The organism is Mesorhizobium sp. LNJC394B00 (assembly GCF_000502555.1).
Classification (GTDB): domain Bacteria; phylum Pseudomonadota; class Alphaproteobacteria; order Rhizobiales; family Rhizobiaceae; genus Mesorhizobium.
In genome coordinates this window covers 1-15,986 of the sequence record NZ_AYWH01000025.1, presented here as the reverse complement: position 1 = coordinate 15,986, position 15,986 = coordinate 1, and the positions used below count along the sequence as shown (strand labels likewise).

Here is a 15,986-nt window from a genome sequence, read left to right as displayed (position 1 = left end):
AGGGCCGATAAGCGATACCGTTGCCCACAACATGGCACGCAATGGTCTGCTGCAAGCAGCGCGTTGCAATGCCGACTTGCGCCTGCAGGTGCAATCGGCCATTCTTACCGTAGGTGCGTACCTTGTCGTCAGGCAGGAGGCTACGGCCGGGGTCATGATTGTCAGTTCGATCATGATGGGGCGTGCGCTGGCTCCGGTCGATCTGGCCATTTCAAGCTGGAAACCCTTCCTCATTGCGCGCCAGAGTTGGGCGCGGCTGGAGGACCTCTTGGAAAAGGTTCCTGAAACCGCTCCTGTTGTGCCTATGCCTGCACCTGAACGCGAACTGCGCCTGGAAAGCGTGACAATCGTTCCGCCCGGTGAAAGCAAGCTGACCGTGACCGGCCTTGCGTTTGCCATTCAGGCGGGAAGCGCACTTGGGGTCATCGGCGCATCGGGTTCGGGCAAGTCGACACTCTCGCGCGCCATCGTCGGCGCATGGACGCCGGTCGCCGGGAAGGTTCGCATCGACAGCGCAAGCCTCGATCAATGGGACCGGGAAGCACTAGGCCGTCANGGCACCATTGCCGAAAACATCGCTCGTTTTGAAGATGATCCTGACCCTGAGGCTATTGTCGCCGCGGCGAAAGCAGCGGGCACCCACGAACTGATCCTCCGATTTGAGCACGGATACGAAACTCCGGTCGGTGAGGTCGGATCGGCACTTTCCGCCGGGCAGCGTCAGCTTATCGGTCTTGCCCGTGCCCTTTATCGAGACCCTTTCCTTGTTGTGCTGGATGAACCCAATACCCATCTCGATGCGGAAGGCGAAGCTGCAGTCGCTAAGGCGATCGCCTCCGTGCGCGAGCGCAAAGGCATTGCGGTTGTCGTCTGCCATCAGCCGAGCGTCATCAGCGCCGTCGATTTGGTGTTGGTGATGGAAGGTGGACGGCAGCGAGCATTCGGTGCGCGTTCCAAAGTCCTGAAGGCCATCGAGTCTACACAGGGTCACGTGGCAGAGCGCGCTGACATGGAGGATACCGGTGTCCGGCATTGATCAGAACAATGACGTTTCAAGCTCCATTCGCCGCCACCTGGTGGCGGGCCTTCTGGCGAGCGTGATCTTTGTGGGAGGAGCCGGAGCCTGGGCGACCTTCACGAATCTGTGACGGCTGCTCCCGTGCAACACGGCGTATCGANCGCCACCTGGTGGCGGGCCTTCTGGCGAGCGTGATCTTTGTGGGAGGAGCCGGAGCCTGGGCGACCTTCACGAATCTCTCCGGTGCGGTTGTAGCGTCCGGACACTTTGTCGTCGTTTCCTATGTCAAGAAGGTGCAGCACCCGACTGGCGGGGTGGTCGGAGAAATCCTGGTGCGCGAAGGGGATAAAGTAAAAGCCGGCGACATCCTCATGCGGCTCGATGCTACCCAGACGCGCGCTAATCTCGCCATAGTCACCAAGCGGCTCGATGAGCTGGCCGCCTACCTGGCACGACTCGATGCTGAGCGTGACGATCTCGCGGAAATCGCCTTCCCGGACTGGCTACTCGCCCGAAGAGATGTTCCAGACGTAGCTTCGGCAATAGATAGCGAGACGCTGCTGTTCGAATTCCGCAGGCAATCCCGCGACGGGAAGCAGGCGCAATTGGCGGAACGCATTACTCAATATCACCACGAGATCGAAGGACTCAAGGCGCAGGAAATTGCCTGTGAAAAAATGATCGAGGTTCTCCAAAAGGAAATTGCTGTTCTAAGTGGGCTGCGCAAGCAAGGCATTGTCTCGGACCAACGGTTGAACAGCCTGAAGATCCAGGTTGCCACTTTCGGTGGCGAGCGCGGTGAGAAGATCGCAGATCAGGCACAGACGGCAGCCCGCATAGCCGAAACGCGCCTGCAGATCCCGCAGATCGATCAGGATTTCAAGTCGGAAGTCGGCCAGGAGCTCAGAGAGGTTCAGGCGCAGGTCGGGGAGTATGTTGAGCGCAAGGTGGCGGTTGAGCAGGAACTGCGGCGGATCGATATCGTCGCGCCGCAGTCAGGCGCCATTCAACAACTCGCAATTCATACGGTCGGCGGAGTGATTACGCCCGCCGATCCGATCATGCTAATCGTGCCGGAAGGCGACGATCTTGCGCTTGAAGTACGAATCACCCCGAAGGACATCGACCAAATCCAGCTTGGTCACAAGGCCGTGCTGCGGATGTCAGCCTTCAATCTGAGAACCACGCCGATATTGAACGGATATGTCAGCCGGATCGCAGCCGATCTGGCGACGGATGAAAAAAACGGCATTTCGTACTACCTGGTGCGCCTGTCGGTTCCGCAGGCGGAACTGACCAAGCTCAAGGGCCTGACGCTCGTGCCCGGTATGCCGGCCGAAGCGATGGTCGAGACGGGCGAGCGTACGGCGCTTTCCTATTTCGTGAAGCCGCTGTCGGACCAAATCAGTCGGACATTCCGGGAGGAATGAAATAACCCAGAGAAATGAGTCTTGGCCATGGTGGCGTTCCTTCGCGGGAATCAGGTGAAGTGAACAATCACCAGCCTGCCATGACCGCCCCCTCTCAGCGAATTTGCAGAACTCTCAGCACACTACCGGGACGGCCTTGTCCGGCGAGGTCATACTGCGAATGTCCCATATCGTTTCTCCTCAGGCCGCTATTGGCCAGAGCACAAACGTTCAGGAGGGGGCCGGGAGCCGACCGTCTACTTTTGGCAACCCTTGCCTTAGAAGCCGCCGAAAAATGGATAGCGTTGAACAAGTGCAGCGCCCTCTGTGTCGCTTCACCTTGCGGCACCAAAGGTCCAGAAGGTCAGTTGTCTGTTCAGCGATGAGGGTACCGACGCGACTCTGGGGTGGCGTGCCTGCCCGGGTGGTGGCGTATCAGGGCCCAAATGTTTCGGTAGTGTCCAAGGGGACCGAGTTATCGACCGCGGCCAAGTACTAGCCGAGTTTCGCCGGAGAACCGGCCTCACGGACAACACAGCAATGCGCGCAACCGCTCCGTCGCGCAGTCACCGTTTTAGCCATCGACAAGTTCTTGAACTGGAGAATTGTCTTGGGTTGCAAGTTCACATCTGAAGACAACCCCGATGTGACACGAAATAGGCTGGCTGCGGCCATCGTGGCGGCCGCCATGGACACGAACGAAGCCGAAAACTCCGGAGGCATCCGGTCTTCGAAGCTCTTGACATCGCTTTCTCCCAACTGTCCGCATCTGGGCTCGGCAGAAGCGAGATAGGACAAGGCTGCATCAAGGTTTTCGACCTGTCCGGCCAATTCCTTCCGTCGTTCTTCCGGCGACATTGCCCGTAGGGCCGCTTCCCGGGCAGCGGCCTTGGCCCTTCCGTCGTCGGGCACGTTCCAACAGCCCAGGCATTCGGCTTGTTCGACGAGGCCGTATATCACCGCTTGAGCCCTTAAGCCGTCTGTACTTCCGCCCACGACGACGCGGGGGCACAGACCCTGGATGTCCTGACGGGACGTATTGATGTCCACGGCCGATACCACGAGTTCGTACGAGTCCCGCGCTTCCGCCAGATCGAGCTTCGGATGCAGGCCTGACCGGCTCGAGAGGATGTAATCCCGAAGCGTTCCGGAATGTTCGAAGCCCCCCAGTCCGCTGAAGGTCCTGTATCGCTCCACGGCCTCGACCTTAGGTCGGTCGAGATCGTCGAGGCCGGCCAAAAAGCACCGGTTAAGATTGGTGCCCTCGAGGTCGTGGCGGTCATGATCGATGGTAACGAGGAATGAGCTTGCCAATTCGCTGGCGCCCAACACCTGGATGATCCCCTGACCGACGGCGCCTGCCCCGACGACATACAAAGGGGGCAAGCGCGTGTCCGATACGGCTGGACCGTCTTCCAATACTTCCCAGCGGCCGGATTCCCCCGACCACAGGGAATACGCGTCATCCCGGGCGAAGCGTCCTTTCTTCAAGCCTTTGGCGTGCTTGAAGACCTCGCCTGCTGCCAAGGCCGCTGCCAGGTATGGGCCGAGGCAATCGCGCCGGCCGAAAGAACCACCGAAGGCTCGCGGAGCGGAGCCGATCCAGGCTTTCCACCCCTCTCCCCAAACATAGATGCTCGCGCCTCCACGCATCTGACCGGTCATATCTATGGTCAAGTCCTCCACGCCATCGGGTGGAAGCACCGGTATCCGCCCGCCGTTGGCCCAGGACGCGAGGTTCTCGACGGCCTGGAAGGCATTTGCCGGACCGGCCCCGTTCGGCGTGACGACCGTCATCTCGCCTTTTACCGCGACCCGGATCGAACCGACCAAGCCATGCAGCCTAGCCAGTAGATTGACGAGACAGACCAGAAGGTGTTGGCGATTGACTGCCCCTGATACGTCGCCGGCACGAATGAGGATCGTTTTAGGCGACGCGACGTCCCCCAAACCATCCAACGGTCGGGAATGACGATCCCCCAATGCCAAGCCACTCATCGGAAATCCCTTCTGTCCACTGCCGGTGCGGCGATCACCTCAAGGCGGCCATGGACCTGCCCTGGGGATAGCATGTGCCAATAATCGTTCTGCCACTCGTGCACGCCGATGCCTTGCGGCCAGGGCGCGGCCGGGACGCCGTATATCGGGAATACGATCGAAAGAATCCGGCGGCTCGAAATCATGCGGTCATCATATCGCGAGTGTTCCGTGCCCATTCCGGGATGGCTGTGAATCTGAGCCAAGGGCTTCCACCCTTCGGGCAGATCGCGCACCATTTCGCTGATCGCATCCGGCTCCACATGATAGTTTCCGGGCATAGATCGCTGCGTGGGCGCCCGGACCGATCGCACAAGGGCGGTATCGCCGTCCCGCTCGCCGTACCAGAAAACACACGATTCCCGGCGGCCTTCGCGCTGAAGCAGTTCGCGTGTCGCCGAAATCGCAGTCGGAGGTAAGCGAAGGACGGATCCGATCGGCACATAGGGCCCGGGTGCCGGGTCGCGCCACAATAGGTATTCATCCTGCATGACGATCGAATCTTCCCGAATAGTGGTTGCGGAAAGCACGTTCGATCGCCACCAACGTATGATTAAAGGTATCGCCCGTGCGCCAGAGGGTGGTGTCTTCGCCGCCGTGATTGACGTCGTAGTATTCGAACACAGCGGAACAGCACACGAGCTGGATCTTTTGCCCCCTGGGGTTCTGGTAAGCCGGATGGACGTGGACCTCCGGCGAGGTCAGTTGGGGCAGATGGTGCTGTTCGGCTAGGCCGGCGTAGTCAAGGGTCGCCGGATTGACGAACCTGGCGCTGGGCGGCCAGTCCGAACCGGCAAGAAAATCGAGCCGGAGAAGATACTCTTCGGTATTTCCGCCGAAAGTGCCGCGCATGGGGACAAGCAGCGTCCGGTCCGATGGCCGGCTCCAGCCGAGCTCTTCTATCGTCTGGCCCCTGAAGGACAGCACCCGCGGCAAGTGCTGGCCTAGCACTTGCGTGCCTGCCTGCAGGTCGATGGTGGGCCGGACGCCATGCGATGCCATTTCAGGCCCCCCCGGTCCTGGCCGCGATCTCGAACTTCTTGTCGCACAAACCTTCCTGCTGGGCCGTCTCGAGAGGAAGGCCGAGGTGGTCCATCAGGCTCACTGTCCCGACGTCCGTCTCGGCCTGGAACACGTCACGCTCGTTGCGCATGACGTCGAGCTCCTCGTAGGCCCGGTCCCAGATCGACTGCAGAGTAGTACCGGACTCGACCTTGAAGCGCACCGTTTCCAGTTCACCCAGGTGCTTGACGCGCACCGTCTGCTTCTTTGGCCCGCAAGCTTGCCCGCCTTGAAGCTTTCGACGCCATCTTCATCCAGGTCGATGACGTCGTCCTCATCGAGGGGAAAGTCGGGCTCGGCCGTCTTTTCCAGATAGATGCTCTTGTCGGCAGCCACGCCCTTCAGCTTGCGCAAGGTTCCGGCCGTGATGAAGCGCGCGGGCCAATCTAGGGGGCCGCCGGCGAAGGCAAGCCGGTAGGATCGGTCGCTCAGGGCGACGATAAACCGCTGTCCGTCGGACAAGGGCACGGATTCGCGGCTGCGGACGTCCTCAAGTTCGCCGTTGTCCCGCATCTGCAGGACATAGCTGTAATCGTCGGACGAAAACCCCGCGGCGAGGGCGATCTGGTCGCCTGAGGGGGTCTGGCCATTTACGGGAACCGCGCGGAACACTAGGTCGGTGCCGGCGATATGGATGCTGCGAATGGGATCGCTGTCGTTCATTTGGTTTCTCCTGCGTCTCGATATCACATCAAATAGTAGCTATTTCTTAGCTATTCAATACGTGACCTGTAGCTATTAATTGTTGACTAGCCTCGTGGATAATGATATGAACGCGCGGCCGTCAAGGAGGACCCTATGGTTGAAAAACGTACGATGACGCTGAATTTGAGTTCGCAGGAGATGGATCTGGTCGATCGCCTCGCCGATGAAAAAGGTTTGTCCAAGACCGCCCTAGTCCGACAGGCCCTCAGGCTCTACCAATCCATCACGGACAGAATAGAACGCGGCGAGAAGGTATTCTTCGAACACCCTTCCACCAAGGAAAAAGCCGAGCTCATGATGCTGAGCTGAAGCCATGTCGGGTAGCCTCATCGGTACCTACGACCTGTTAGACCGTCGGACCGGCAAGTTCACGGAATCCCATCTCCTCAGCCCCGCGGATGCCGGCAATGTCGCCGATATAGACGGCTCGTGGCGCCCGCTCATGGAAGCCAGGATTGCGGAACTGAAAGCCGCCGGCCAATACAACCTGCAATTCCTCGCCGATAACGACATCCAGGACGCTCATTGGCGATGGTCCGAGAAAGTCGACATGGCGTCAAACCGGCTTGACCGGCAGTCGTTCGCGATCGTGGCGGAAGGTGCCACACAGGGCCTGATGCTCGTGACGACTGCAGGTTTTGCCAAAGAACCCTCGCAACGCGGCAAGCCGCTGGTCACGGTGGACCTGCTGGCTACCGCGCCTTGGAACAGACCGCGTTTCGATGCGTCCCCTCGTTTCAAGGGCGTGGGGCGCATCATGATGGTTGCCGCGATCAGCTTGAGTGTTCAAGAGGAATTCAGGGGACGGGTAGGCCTGCACGCCTTGCCACAGGCCGAAGCTTGGTATCGAGATGTGGTTGGAATGACCGACCTGGAAATCGACGACACGCGCATGCGCTACTTTGAGATGACCGAAGCACAAGCGCGCGCCTTCCTCACTTAAACAGAAGGAGCAGATGATGGAGATGCTTATCTCACGCGACTGGCTCCGGCGAAAGATCGAGTCCGATCCGGATACGGACCATGACGCGGGATGGCCGTTGGAAGCCATCGACAATATAGGGATGTTCCTGCCGTCCGAACTTGTGTCGGACGCGGGCAACGTGGTCGAAATGAAGCACGCCTTCGGGGTCTTCATACGCCAGTTGAGACGACGCGACCAATTGTCGGTTGAAACCTTGGGCGCAAAGGCGCGGGTGGAGGCCGCCGAGATCAGGTTGATCGAACGGGACCCCAACTACAAACCCAGGCCGAGGACCGTTCACCAGTTGGCCGAGTTTTTTAGGATGCCGCCACGAGCGCTGATGAAGCTCTCTGGCGCTACGGTTACTAGAGACGAGGTCCTGCAGGAAGAGGCCCAGAAGTTCGCGGCTAAGTCCGATGATTTGTCCAAGCTCAGTAAGCACGAGCAACAGGTCTTGGACAGTTTCGTCAAGTTTCTGGTGCTGGGGCAGAAATGAACCGATGATGGAGGGGACGGTCGGAGCATATGAGGCGGACGACATCCGAGGACTCGTTGACAGGATTCTCCGCGAACTCGGCAATCCCGAACCGCCCCTCCGTCTCCCGGAGGTCCGGCAGTTGCTCGCGCTAGACCTCAAGTACTATAGCTTGTCCAATCCGACGCTCCTGCAGGAAGTCGCGCATAGGATGAAGGTGGCGGGCAAGCAGGTTATCGCCCGTCCGACCATTCTGATCGACGTGATCAAGAAGGCCAACCTCTCCGCCTTATGGATACCCGACGGCAATCGCATCCTGATCGACCAACAGGTTCCCGACGCGAAGAAACGATGGATCGAGGCCCATGAGGTTGGGCATAGTTTCATTCCCTGGCACAAGGATTTCCTGTTCGGCGACGATCAGTACACGCTTGATCCGAACTGCCACGCCAATGTGGAGGCGGAGGCTAATTTCGCCGCCGCACGCTTGCTGTTCCTTCAGGGCCGTTTCGCGTGCGAGGCTCGCGACGTCGAGATTACCTTCAAGTCCATCCAGAATCTGGCCAAGCGCTACGGCAATACGATAACCACCACGTTATGGCGCACGGTCGAGGAGCGGGATGGCGAAACGCCGGCATTCGGGATGGTCAGCGCCCATCCGCACCACGACGATATCGGCCGCGACCCCGGCGGCAAGGACGTGCGATACTTCATCCGCTCACCCGCGTTCAGGACGCGGTTTCCGGGGATCACTCAGGAATTCTGTTGGAACTTTCTCAGGGCCAGTGCCGGCCGGGCTAGGAGAGGTCCGATTTTCGACGGAACCGTCGTGTTGACGGACGCGAACGGAGTCCGACACGAGTTCGCGATCGAATGCTTCTGCAACCACCACGCGATCCTGACCTATGCCGTACACAGGCGCCCGGCTCCGTTGATAACACCGGTTAAGTGATACCGCTGCGGCGCTAATAAGCTCGCCCGGCTACGTCCGCTGGTCAGGGAACGGAAGCTTCCAGGCTTAAGCTGCGTGAACGAACGGCCGATACCAGGGCGCATTAGGGCCGCAGGCGGCCATCGTTTTCATTGAGTCGTCTTGGCCAGCCGTGGTCTTCACTTGACCCCCCCGCATGATGATAGATAACCAAGAAGGATCTAGACCGAACCGGAAAAGACAAGGTGCAGGTGCGAGGCATTGAGATAAATATCAGGAACCGAACCAATCCACAGAAATATTTTGTTGGTATTTCTGTTGGTAGCAGATGCGGCCAACCTTCGCATAAGTCTCTGAAACGAAAACGGGATTTTCTCCACTTGGATTCCGCCTCTGGGCACCATCCACTTCCTAAGGTGTTGATGCAGCTGAAAAACCAGCAAAATTATATGCTTAGGGCTACCCGAGTGCTACACACAGGTGTTACACATGGTCCTAGCAATGAGCCGTCCCGTAAAACATCGTAAGACCGGCGTTTACTGGTTCCGGAAGCGGGTGCCAGCCGACGTTGCCCTGTTGACCGGCCGCCGTGAAGTCAACAAGACGCTCGGAACGAAGGACCCCGAAGAGGCAAAGCGAAAGTACGCGGAGGTCCTTGCGGAGTTTGAACACGAATGGGCGCAGCTTCGGCTCGGAAATCGCTCGGTCAATAGAACCGACTCGGGTCGTCCTTCCGCTGCCGATGCAGATGCGCTCACACCTCGCCTCATCACGGACCGAGAGGCGCACCTTCTTGCCACGGCCGTGCACGACGAATGGCTTGCAAAATTCTATGACAATCCGAGCGAACAACTCCACTGGCACACCGATCTGTATCAGGGGATGTGGAAAAGGTACCTATTGCCATCAACCGATCCTGTTGCTGGAGTGGCAGGCGTCGCTGATCCCATCCCGGGGACAATGCCAATCGAGAATATCTTTTGGAAATCGATGAGGGCCGGTTGCATTAGCAGGGCTGAGACCATCCTGGCCGACAATGACTACAGCGACGATCCGTGGAGCGTCCACAAGACTGCACGTGCTGTAGGGGCCGCTCTGCAGCGAGCTAGCTTGACACTGCAAAGGCTTGAACGCGGCGAGTTTGAACCAGAAAAGGAGCCCGGGGGGCTTCATCGTCCGGCAAATCCTCCGCCAACTGACGGTCGGCCGCCAAAGAGGGCGGCAGCAAAGGATAGGTCCGACGCAGCGACTTTGACTGGACTCGTGAACGGTTGGTGGAAGGAGAGCAAGGCAGCGGGCCGAAAACCGAGCACTTATGAAAGCTACCGAGACGCCTTTGCTTATCTTGCCCGGTTTCTGAAACACAACGATGCATTGAAGGTTACGGTTGAGGATATCATTGCCTTCAAAGATCACCGACTGAGCACACCGTCTCCGAAAACCGGAAAGATCATTTCCGCCAAGACGTTTAAGGATAGCAATCTCTCGGCTCTGAAAGTCGTCTTCGGCTGGGGCGTCGCCAACGGAATCGTCGCTCACAACCCGGCTGTCGGCGTGACCTTAAAGGTCGGAAAGCCTGCTCGCCATAGATCGAAGGGCTTTTCTGATGAAGAGGCCAAAACGATCCTTTCTGGCGCGCTATCTCATCAGCGAGGTCAGGAAAATCCCAAGACATTTGCGGCGAAGCGTTGGATACCATGGTTATGTGCCTTCACTGGAGCTCGCGTAGGCGAATTGGCCCAGTTGCGAAAGCAAGACGTGTCCCTGCGCGGCGACGTCTGGGTCATTCGCATTACGCCTGACGCTGGAACGGTAAAAACCAATGAAGCCCGCGAGGTACCCCTACATCAGCAGGTGATCGAGCTTGGATTCCCTGCTTTTGTACAGGACGCTGCAGACGGCCATCTCTTCTTGAATGTCGGGCCATCGGGGAACGTCCGTGGGGCTCTGCGCGGCTTGAAAAACCGACTCGCCGAGTTCGCGCGTACCTTTGTGCCAGATCCGCACGTTGCTCCCAACCATGGCTGGCGGCATCGCTTCAAAACAACGGGGATGGAAGCCGGAATTCCTCCCCGCATACTTGATGCAATCGAGGGTCAGGCAGCTAGGACGGTTGCCGACACTTATGGTGAGGTCACATTAAAGACCATGGCGGCGGAGGTCGCAAAGTTGAGTATCTACCGGCTCAGAGCGCTCGACGAGCCCACGACTGCGTCCCCGTCACAGCTGACATGACCAGACGCCTGCGTGACCGCAGGAACTTTTTCGGGTTTCGTTGATTCATCTGCATGTCCCAAGCCGCACCAGTTGACTCGCCCATCCTTCCCGAGGGCAATCCAGATAGAAAAGTGAACTGCGAAGTCGCACTCGAAGCCGCGTTCGCGGCGCTGGTCGCCTCGTCTATATCGCAAGGCTGGTCGGAGGAGGAAACGGCGACTACGCTGCTTGCTCTCGCCACCGAGCATTTGGCCCAACTCAAGGCCACGCCCGTCTGATGCAGCCCGACTGCCACACGCTAGCATTTCAGTTCCCTGCCGACTGATTGTTTGTATTCAAACGAATTCGACAGCGCTATACGTGCTTCCTCAACGTAAAATTTACGGAGGGTTGCATGGCGCCACATGAGCAGCCATGCCGTTGAAATCGTCAGGGCGAACAAGTGGACGGTTCGCGTGACCGGCTACGAACCACACTCACCTTCCCATTCGAAGCTGAAAGCTACGCCCGTTCCTACGCGGACGGACAGGCGTTTCGGCTAGGGGTTGAGGTCGAGGAGCTCAAGCGCTCAGTCTGATCAGGAGGGTTCATAACGAGATCAGCCAGTCTACTGCGCTAGCAAGCCCTGACCCTAACGGCCACACCGAAATGATCACTTAGTTTCCGACCATTTGCATCGTGCTCATCAATTCCGTTCACTGAGAATGGCCGAAGTTCAGGGCTCAGAGCCATGTGGTCGATTGCGGGCCGGTTAACCACCTCGATTTTACCACCTGTGCAAACCGACAGGTCATTGAGCGCGTCAGAAAGAGCGAGGCTGGCCGCTTTCGATCCCCAAATCCGGGGCACGAACTGGTTATAGTCCCCAAGGACTACCATCGGCAGACCGGCGGTTCTGGACGCAATTAAACGCCTCAAGCCGCTTAGATACAGAAGCTGCTGCGACCATGCCGGGCACCTTGGCGCAACGCTCATGGGCGAAGCGAGATGATAGGGAATGCACACACCAAGTACCCTGATATCTCCAAGAGGCGTTGTGGTAATCGCGGCAATGAAACCACCGGTTTGAAGCTCTTGATTGCCTAACGGGTCGACGTCAGTCCAAGGGTTGCGGCTCCATAGGACAACTTTTCGCTCCAGTGCCGCTTCCCGAGACCAGAACACGCCCGTCACCGAAATTTCGAACCCTCCGAGCTCTGCAGTAGAACCTTCAAACGCCTCCGTTAGGCAAACGACATCGGGAGAAAGCGCAGCAATTCGCTCGATCATCGTTCGAGCCTGACGACTGCTCGGGCATCGACGTTCGATGTTCCAAGTCACGAATAGCGAGGTGGTGCCGTTCATGCGTTAGCGGACCTTAAAAGAGATGTGTTAGATCGAAGATTGAATGGCCAATTCACAATGGCACGGGGAAAGCATGCTGGACATTGAGCGTGACACCGCAACGCGGATCATCGACGCCATGGCGGTCGCCATAGACGGCAAACCGTCGTCGGCGAAGAGTTTCAATCAATTCCCATATGAAAACCTTGCTGACTACGGCAACTGGGGTCAGGACAATAACGACTCGAAAAATGACACGCCGCGGACACGCGCTCTCTTCATGGCCTATCTCATTTTCTCAGGAGGCCGAATCCCGCTCCGAGGCATTGAAATGCACGGAACCTTCTTCAGGCCCGACGTCTGGGTCGCAGGAGCGCTCGTCAAGAAAGGCTACCTGATGGTCGACGAAAGCGCTGGAGAGTTCTTGGTCACACAGACCGGCTGGGCCTTCGTCGCCGAGACGTTTGAGATGCTCGGCAAGTAGACCAATTGTCGGCCCAAATGCGGCCTCCATTCATGGCTGGCGTCATCGCTCTGAGGGAGGCGGGAATAGCTTTTGACGCGAGTAAGTTGGTTTAGGTAAAGACCGCACCCGTTGGAGGGAGTCGGAAGCCTCTGTGCGGTGCCGCCCACTTCGAAGGTCTGAGTGGCCTTTACCAGCAGTAGCCGTGGCGACATGATGTAATTTTCGAAGGCGAGTCTGACCGAGGCCGTTCGTTTGTCACATTCACAGGGGGCGTGATGTCTAAAAGCTTTGAAAAACCACAACGTAAGGAGATGCGAAATGAGAGCGATGTGGAGCAAAAATTCGCCTATCCTCTTCTCGTCGCCGACAGCCCGTCAGGTTTTGCTATCCGCCCCGGTTATATCATAACCAAGACCAGCATCAGGCGATTTGAGATCGAAAAAGGTGATCAGAAAAAGCTTTATTATCCGGACTATGTAGTTGCTATCGCTGGGTTGCCGATTGCGGTCATCGAAGCGAAGGCTCCGGGCGTGAAGCTCGATGAGGCATACAGAGAGGCAAGACTCTACGCGGCCGAACTAAATGCTCTATTCCCCAGCATGAACCCTGTCTCCGTGGTATGCGCAACTAACGGGGACGATTTCTGGGTCGGGCCTGCCGACGTAGCCAAGCCAGCGGTCCTCCTTCACTATGAAGATGTGGCACCATATTCAAATCTTATGGCTGAAGCACAGCAGCTTCTCGGCTTCGACTCTCTGACACAACAAGCGTCCTTGCTTGCCAAGAAAGCTGGCGTACAGCGATTTTACAAGCCTCGGCGCATGATAGGGGGGCTCACAGTTCAACAAGAGGAGGTTGGCCAGAATTCCTTTGGCGCCACACTCGCCGCGGAGCTGGGGCATATCTTCAACCCTGTTACACGTAACGACCGATTGCGAATAGCTCGAGACGGCTACGTTTCCTCCCCTAGCAGGGAGCGCTACGTGGCTCCCATCGATAAAGTGATACGTGCCGCTACGCCCAGTTGGCAGGCCAATTCCACCCTCATCAAAGACACATCCGCGCCCGCCGAAATGCTTTCGACTTTCCAAGGCCCACGGGAGCTGGAACACAGAGTGATGCTACTGATCGGAGAAAAGGGCTCCGGAAAAACTACGTTCTTATATCATCTACAAGCAGTTGCACTCCCCGCCGACATTCAAAAGCGAACCACATGGGTTCACCTCAACGTTAATGATGCGCCGGTTATTAAAGGTGAGATATACAACTGGGTTAGAAGGGAAATCATCAGTGGCATTCGAATAGCCAACCCTAAGTTGGATTTCGACAATTTCGATGTCATTCAGAAAATATTCTCAGTAGAATTCAACAAGTTTCACAAAGGCATCGGTTCTCTCTTGAAGCCCGGTTCAGATGAGCAGAATTATGAACTATACAAGGTACTTCTGAAGAGCCAGGACGATTTGCATACCTCTGCAATGTGTTATACTAGGCACTTTGGGAATGAGCGCGGTCAGACGATTGTCGTCGTCTTCGACAATGCTGATAAAGGTCCTCGAGATGAGCAACTCTTGATGTTCGAAGTCGCGCAATGGCTCCAGCGCGAGTTCCGAGTACTTGTGGTTCTCCCAATTCGGGAGGAAACGTACGACAATTATCGTGATGTTGCTCCTCTCGACACAGCCTTAAAAGACTTAGTTTTTAGAATTGAACCTCCGGTCTTTCAGCAAGCTCTTGTGAAACGGGTGCAAATCGCACTCGACGAAATTGCAAATAAGCAGGACAAAAATAGAACGTACGAGTTGTCTAATGGTTTCAAGATAAGGTATGCTGAGACAGAGAGATCTTATTATATGACGTCTTTGGCGGGATCTATATTTGAGTATGATAGCTAAGCAAGGCGACTTATCCTCGGTCTTGCTGGCAACAATTTGAGGCGCGTATTTGAGATCTTTGTGGAATTCTGCACCAGCGGGCACATTGGCGAATCAGAAATATTGCGTATGAGGCAATCTAAGGGCGAGTACGTTCTTCCGCTTGATGTTGTCATGACGGTGCTATTAAGATCAAATAGACGATATTATGATAGCGACGCCTCTGTTATTAAAAATATCTGCCATATCGAGGAGAAAGATGACCGGCCAAGTTATTTCTCGCGTATCCTATTACTCGCTTATTTACGTTCCATTTTTACGGAGCCCGGACCTAACGGTGTGAAGGGATATCGGAGCCTCGGGCAGATCGTCGACGCGCTTGCGCCTTACGGCTTACGCTTTTCCGTCATAAAGAGAGAGATTTTTTATCTAACTAAGGCAAATTGTGTCTTGGCCGAAAGTCTGAGGGAAGATAATCTTGACGAGTGCGACTTGTTCAAGATTGGTCCTGTCGGATTTGTCCACCTCGAGTTGATGGGGGTGGCGGAATACTGGGCCGCAATTGCTGAGGACACGAGCTTCGTTGATATAGGTATTGCAAGACGTATCGCTGACCGGATTGGTCTCCGAGAAACTCATTATAGCCACGGTGTTGGGCTGCAGAATGGCCTTGCGGCGCTGAATTATTTGATGTCGGTTAGGGAGCACGTTGCGGCTGAAAGTGAAACGCTGCTCGCTTCAAGCCATTTTCGTCAACTCGTCGACTTTGAACACGGCGTAGACGCACTGGGTCGCAAGAGCAGACAGGTGCAATCAGGGATATGGTACGAGGCCGAAGAGCGCTTTTTGCCCGGAACCACCCTTGAGGGAGTTATCGTGAATGTGGTCGAGAACTTGGGCCTTTTCGTTGAGATCGCGTCCGGGCTTACTGGGCTGCTGCACAAGAGTCGCTTGGTTGGTGGCAAGGTTGACCCGGCCATGCACACCATTGGAGGAAACCTGACAGTGACAGTGGTTAAGGTAGAGCCAGAGAACCGTAGGATCAGTCTCAGCTTGGAGGCTCGGAGGTCGGGGCGATTAAAAAAAAATAGATGAGATCGCTTGACTTTTTTCGCGGATAGATGTTTGGAACGGTCGCACAACGTTATCCGCTTGCGCAGCGGGTTTGACAAAAAGGGCCGCCCGTTGGGGAGGTCCTTTTTCGTTTCGACACCTGTCTAGAGTCAGGCTGCGCTCGCATGGCGGCGTGAAGCGGTCGCGCGCGCCCAGCAATCTTTGTCACTTCAGGGTATACCCCCGAGTGACGTAACTAGCCCGTCATGGCACCGCGTAACATATGGGTCAAGATCGACCATTGTGACAGGATAGCGTCAAGGCCTATACGTTGATGTGACAGGGGTTGTGTGCGTCAAGTTCTGCAAAAAGGGGCGGCCATGATGCTGGTCATGCGGCTTGGCGCAGAGCGAGCTTCTTGTGCTCGCGCAAGTCGTCCATCTTGATTTATC

General features: G+C 56.8%; 16 protein-coding genes. 11 read left to right on the top strand and 5 right to left on the bottom strand.

What is annotated here, in order from left to right; translation table 11 throughout:
- Together X751_RS135265 and X751_RS135270 are read left to right on the top strand one after the other, a co-directional pair.
- Positions 1 to 1,036 (top strand): ATP-binding cassette domain-containing protein (locus X751_RS135265; RefSeq protein WP_156936442.1); only part of this gene is annotated, 1,036 nt, incomplete at its 5' end.
- A 152-nt stretch (positions 1,037 to 1,188) separates the two neighbouring features.
- The gene (locus tag X751_RS135270) at positions 1,189 to 2,448 is read left to right on the top strand and encodes an HlyD family type I secretion periplasmic adaptor subunit (RefSeq protein ID WP_023746430.1); all 1,260 of its coding nucleotides are present in this window, start codon (positions 1,189 to 1,191) and stop codon (positions 2,446 to 2,448) included.
- Between the two features lie 474 nt (positions 2,449 to 2,922).
- On the opposite strand, the gene X751_RS135275 is transcribed toward X751_RS135270, so the two are convergent.
- The 4 genes from X751_RS135275 to X751_RS1000000166590 all read right to left on the bottom strand — a co-directional run bounded on the left by X751_RS135275 (position 2,923) and on the right by X751_RS1000000166590 (position 6,189).
- Positions 2,923 to 4,425, bottom strand: coding sequence for a ThiF family adenylyltransferase (locus X751_RS135275; protein WP_031247446.1), 1,503 nt, complete (start codon positions 4,423 to 4,425; stop codon positions 2,923 to 2,925).
- Positions 4,422 to 4,994, bottom strand: a complete 573-nt coding sequence (locus X751_RS135280; protein WP_156936441.1) for a Mov34/MPN/PAD-1 family protein — start codon at positions 4,992 to 4,994, stop codon at positions 4,422 to 4,424. The genes X751_RS135275 and X751_RS135280 overlap by 4 nt, the downstream gene beginning before the upstream one ends.
- Positions 4,945 to 5,466 (bottom strand): hypothetical protein, encoded by a 522-nt coding sequence (locus X751_RS135285; RefSeq protein WP_023746427.1) that lies wholly within the window; start codon positions 5,464 to 5,466, stop codon positions 4,945 to 4,947. The genes X751_RS135280 and X751_RS135285 overlap by 50 nt, the downstream gene beginning before the upstream one ends.
- A gap of 99 nt (positions 5,467 to 5,565) precedes the next feature.
- Entirely contained in the window at positions 5,566 to 6,189 is a 624-nt protein-coding gene (locus tag X751_RS1000000166590; RefSeq protein WP_084558364.1) for a multiubiquitin domain-containing protein, read from the bottom strand.
- A 135-nt stretch (positions 6,190 to 6,324) separates the two neighbouring features.
- Here X751_RS1000000166590 and X751_RS135300 point away from each other — a divergent pair, with 135 nt between their 5' ends.
- The 6 genes from X751_RS135300 (at position 6,325) to X751_RS0134815 (ending at position 11,096) form a co-directional block, all read left to right on the top strand.
- Entirely contained in the window at positions 6,325 to 6,540 is a 216-nt protein-coding gene (locus X751_RS135300) for a ribbon-helix-helix protein, CopG family (RefSeq protein WP_023686067.1), read from the top strand.
- Positions 6,541 to 6,544: 4 nt separating this feature from the next.
- On the top strand, positions 6,545 to 7,174 hold the full coding sequence (locus tag X751_RS135305; protein WP_023686068.1) for a hypothetical protein: 630 nt from the start codon (positions 6,545 to 6,547) through the stop codon (positions 7,172 to 7,174).
- Between the two features lie 13 nt (positions 7,175 to 7,187).
- On the top strand, positions 7,188 to 7,691 hold the full coding sequence (locus X751_RS135310; protein WP_023686069.1) for a helix-turn-helix transcriptional regulator: 504 nt from the start codon (positions 7,188 to 7,190) through the stop codon (positions 7,689 to 7,691).
- A gap of 121 nt (positions 7,692 to 7,812) precedes the next feature.
- Positions 7,813 to 8,622, top strand: a complete 810-nt coding sequence (locus X751_RS135315) for a DUF955 domain-containing protein (protein ID WP_198022488.1) — start codon at positions 7,813 to 7,815, stop codon at positions 8,620 to 8,622.
- Positions 8,623 to 9,102: 480 nt separating this feature from the next.
- On the top strand, positions 9,103 to 10,836 hold the full coding sequence (locus X751_RS00360; RefSeq protein WP_245265859.1) for a DUF6538 domain-containing protein: 1,734 nt from the start codon (positions 9,103 to 9,105) through the stop codon (positions 10,834 to 10,836).
- Between the two features lie 53 nt (positions 10,837 to 10,889).
- Entirely contained in the window at positions 10,890 to 11,096 is a 207-nt protein-coding gene (locus X751_RS0134815; protein WP_023698902.1) for a hypothetical protein, read from the top strand.
- Positions 11,097 to 11,433: 337 nt separating this feature from the next.
- Here the strand turns inward: X751_RS0134815 and X751_RS1000000166585 are convergent, their stop codons facing one another.
- The gene (locus X751_RS1000000166585) at positions 11,434 to 12,162 is read right to left on the bottom strand and encodes an endonuclease/exonuclease/phosphatase family protein (protein WP_084558363.1); all 729 of its coding nucleotides are present in this window, start codon (positions 12,160 to 12,162) and stop codon (positions 11,434 to 11,436) included.
- Between the two features lie 73 nt (positions 12,163 to 12,235).
- Here X751_RS1000000166585 and X751_RS135320 point away from each other — a divergent pair, with 73 nt between their 5' ends.
- The 3 genes from X751_RS135320 (at position 12,236) to X751_RS00375 (ending at position 15,576) form a co-directional block, all read left to right on the top strand.
- Positions 12,236 to 12,625: a hypothetical protein gene (locus X751_RS135320; protein ID WP_156936440.1), complete on the top strand. Its 390-nt coding sequence runs from the start codon at positions 12,236 to 12,238 to the stop codon at positions 12,623 to 12,625.
- Between the two features lie 257 nt (positions 12,626 to 12,882).
- A complete protein-coding gene (locus X751_RS00370) occupies positions 12,883 to 14,502 on the top strand; it encodes a type I restriction enzyme HsdR N-terminal domain-containing protein (RefSeq protein WP_032893411.1) in 1,620 nt (539 codons plus the stop codon).
- Positions 14,503 to 14,562: 60 nt separating this feature from the next.
- Positions 14,563 to 15,576: a S1 RNA-binding domain-containing protein gene (locus X751_RS00375; protein ID WP_156936439.1), complete on the top strand. Its 1,014-nt coding sequence runs from the start codon at positions 14,563 to 14,565 to the stop codon at positions 15,574 to 15,576.
- Positions 15,577 to 15,986: the final 410 nt, after the last annotated feature.

Bases quoted from the DNA above. Each gene is read 5' to 3' on its own strand.
- X751_RS00360 (WP_245265859.1), top strand. From the start codon at position 9,103: ATGAGCCGTCCCGTAAAACATCGTAAGACCGGCGTTTACTGGTTCCGG.
- X751_RS0134815 (WP_023698902.1), top strand. From the start codon at position 10,890: ATGTCCCAAGCCGCACCAGTTGACTCGCCCATCCTTCCCGAGGGCAAT.
- X751_RS135310 (WP_023686069.1), top strand. From the start codon at position 7,188: ATGATGGAGATGCTTATCTCACGCGACTGGCTCCGGCGAAAGATCGAG.
- X751_RS1000000166585 (WP_084558363.1), bottom strand. From the start codon at position 12,162: ATGAACGGCACCACCTCGCTATTCGTGACTTGGAACATCGAACGTCGA.
- X751_RS1000000166590 (WP_084558364.1), bottom strand. From the start codon at position 6,189: ATGAACGACAGCGATCCCATTCGCAGCATCCATATCGCCGGCACCGAC.
- X751_RS00370 (WP_032893411.1), top strand. From the start codon at position 12,883: ATGTCTAAAAGCTTTGAAAAACCACAACGTAAGGAGATGCGAAATGAG.
- X751_RS135305 (WP_023686068.1), top strand. From the start codon at position 6,545: ATGTCGGGTAGCCTCATCGGTACCTACGACCTGTTAGACCGTCGGACC.
- X751_RS135285 (WP_023746427.1), bottom strand. From the start codon at position 5,466: ATGGCATCGCATGGCGTCCGGCCCACCATCGACCTGCAGGCAGGCACG.
- X751_RS135275 (WP_031247446.1), bottom strand. From the start codon at position 4,425: ATGAGTGGCTTGGCATTGGGGGATCGTCATTCCCGACCGTTGGATGGT.
- X751_RS135320 (WP_156936440.1), top strand. From the start codon at position 12,236: ATGCTGGACATTGAGCGTGACACCGCAACGCGGATCATCGACGCCATG.
- X751_RS135300 (WP_023686067.1), top strand. From the start codon at position 6,325: ATGGTTGAAAAACGTACGATGACGCTGAATTTGAGTTCGCAGGAGATG.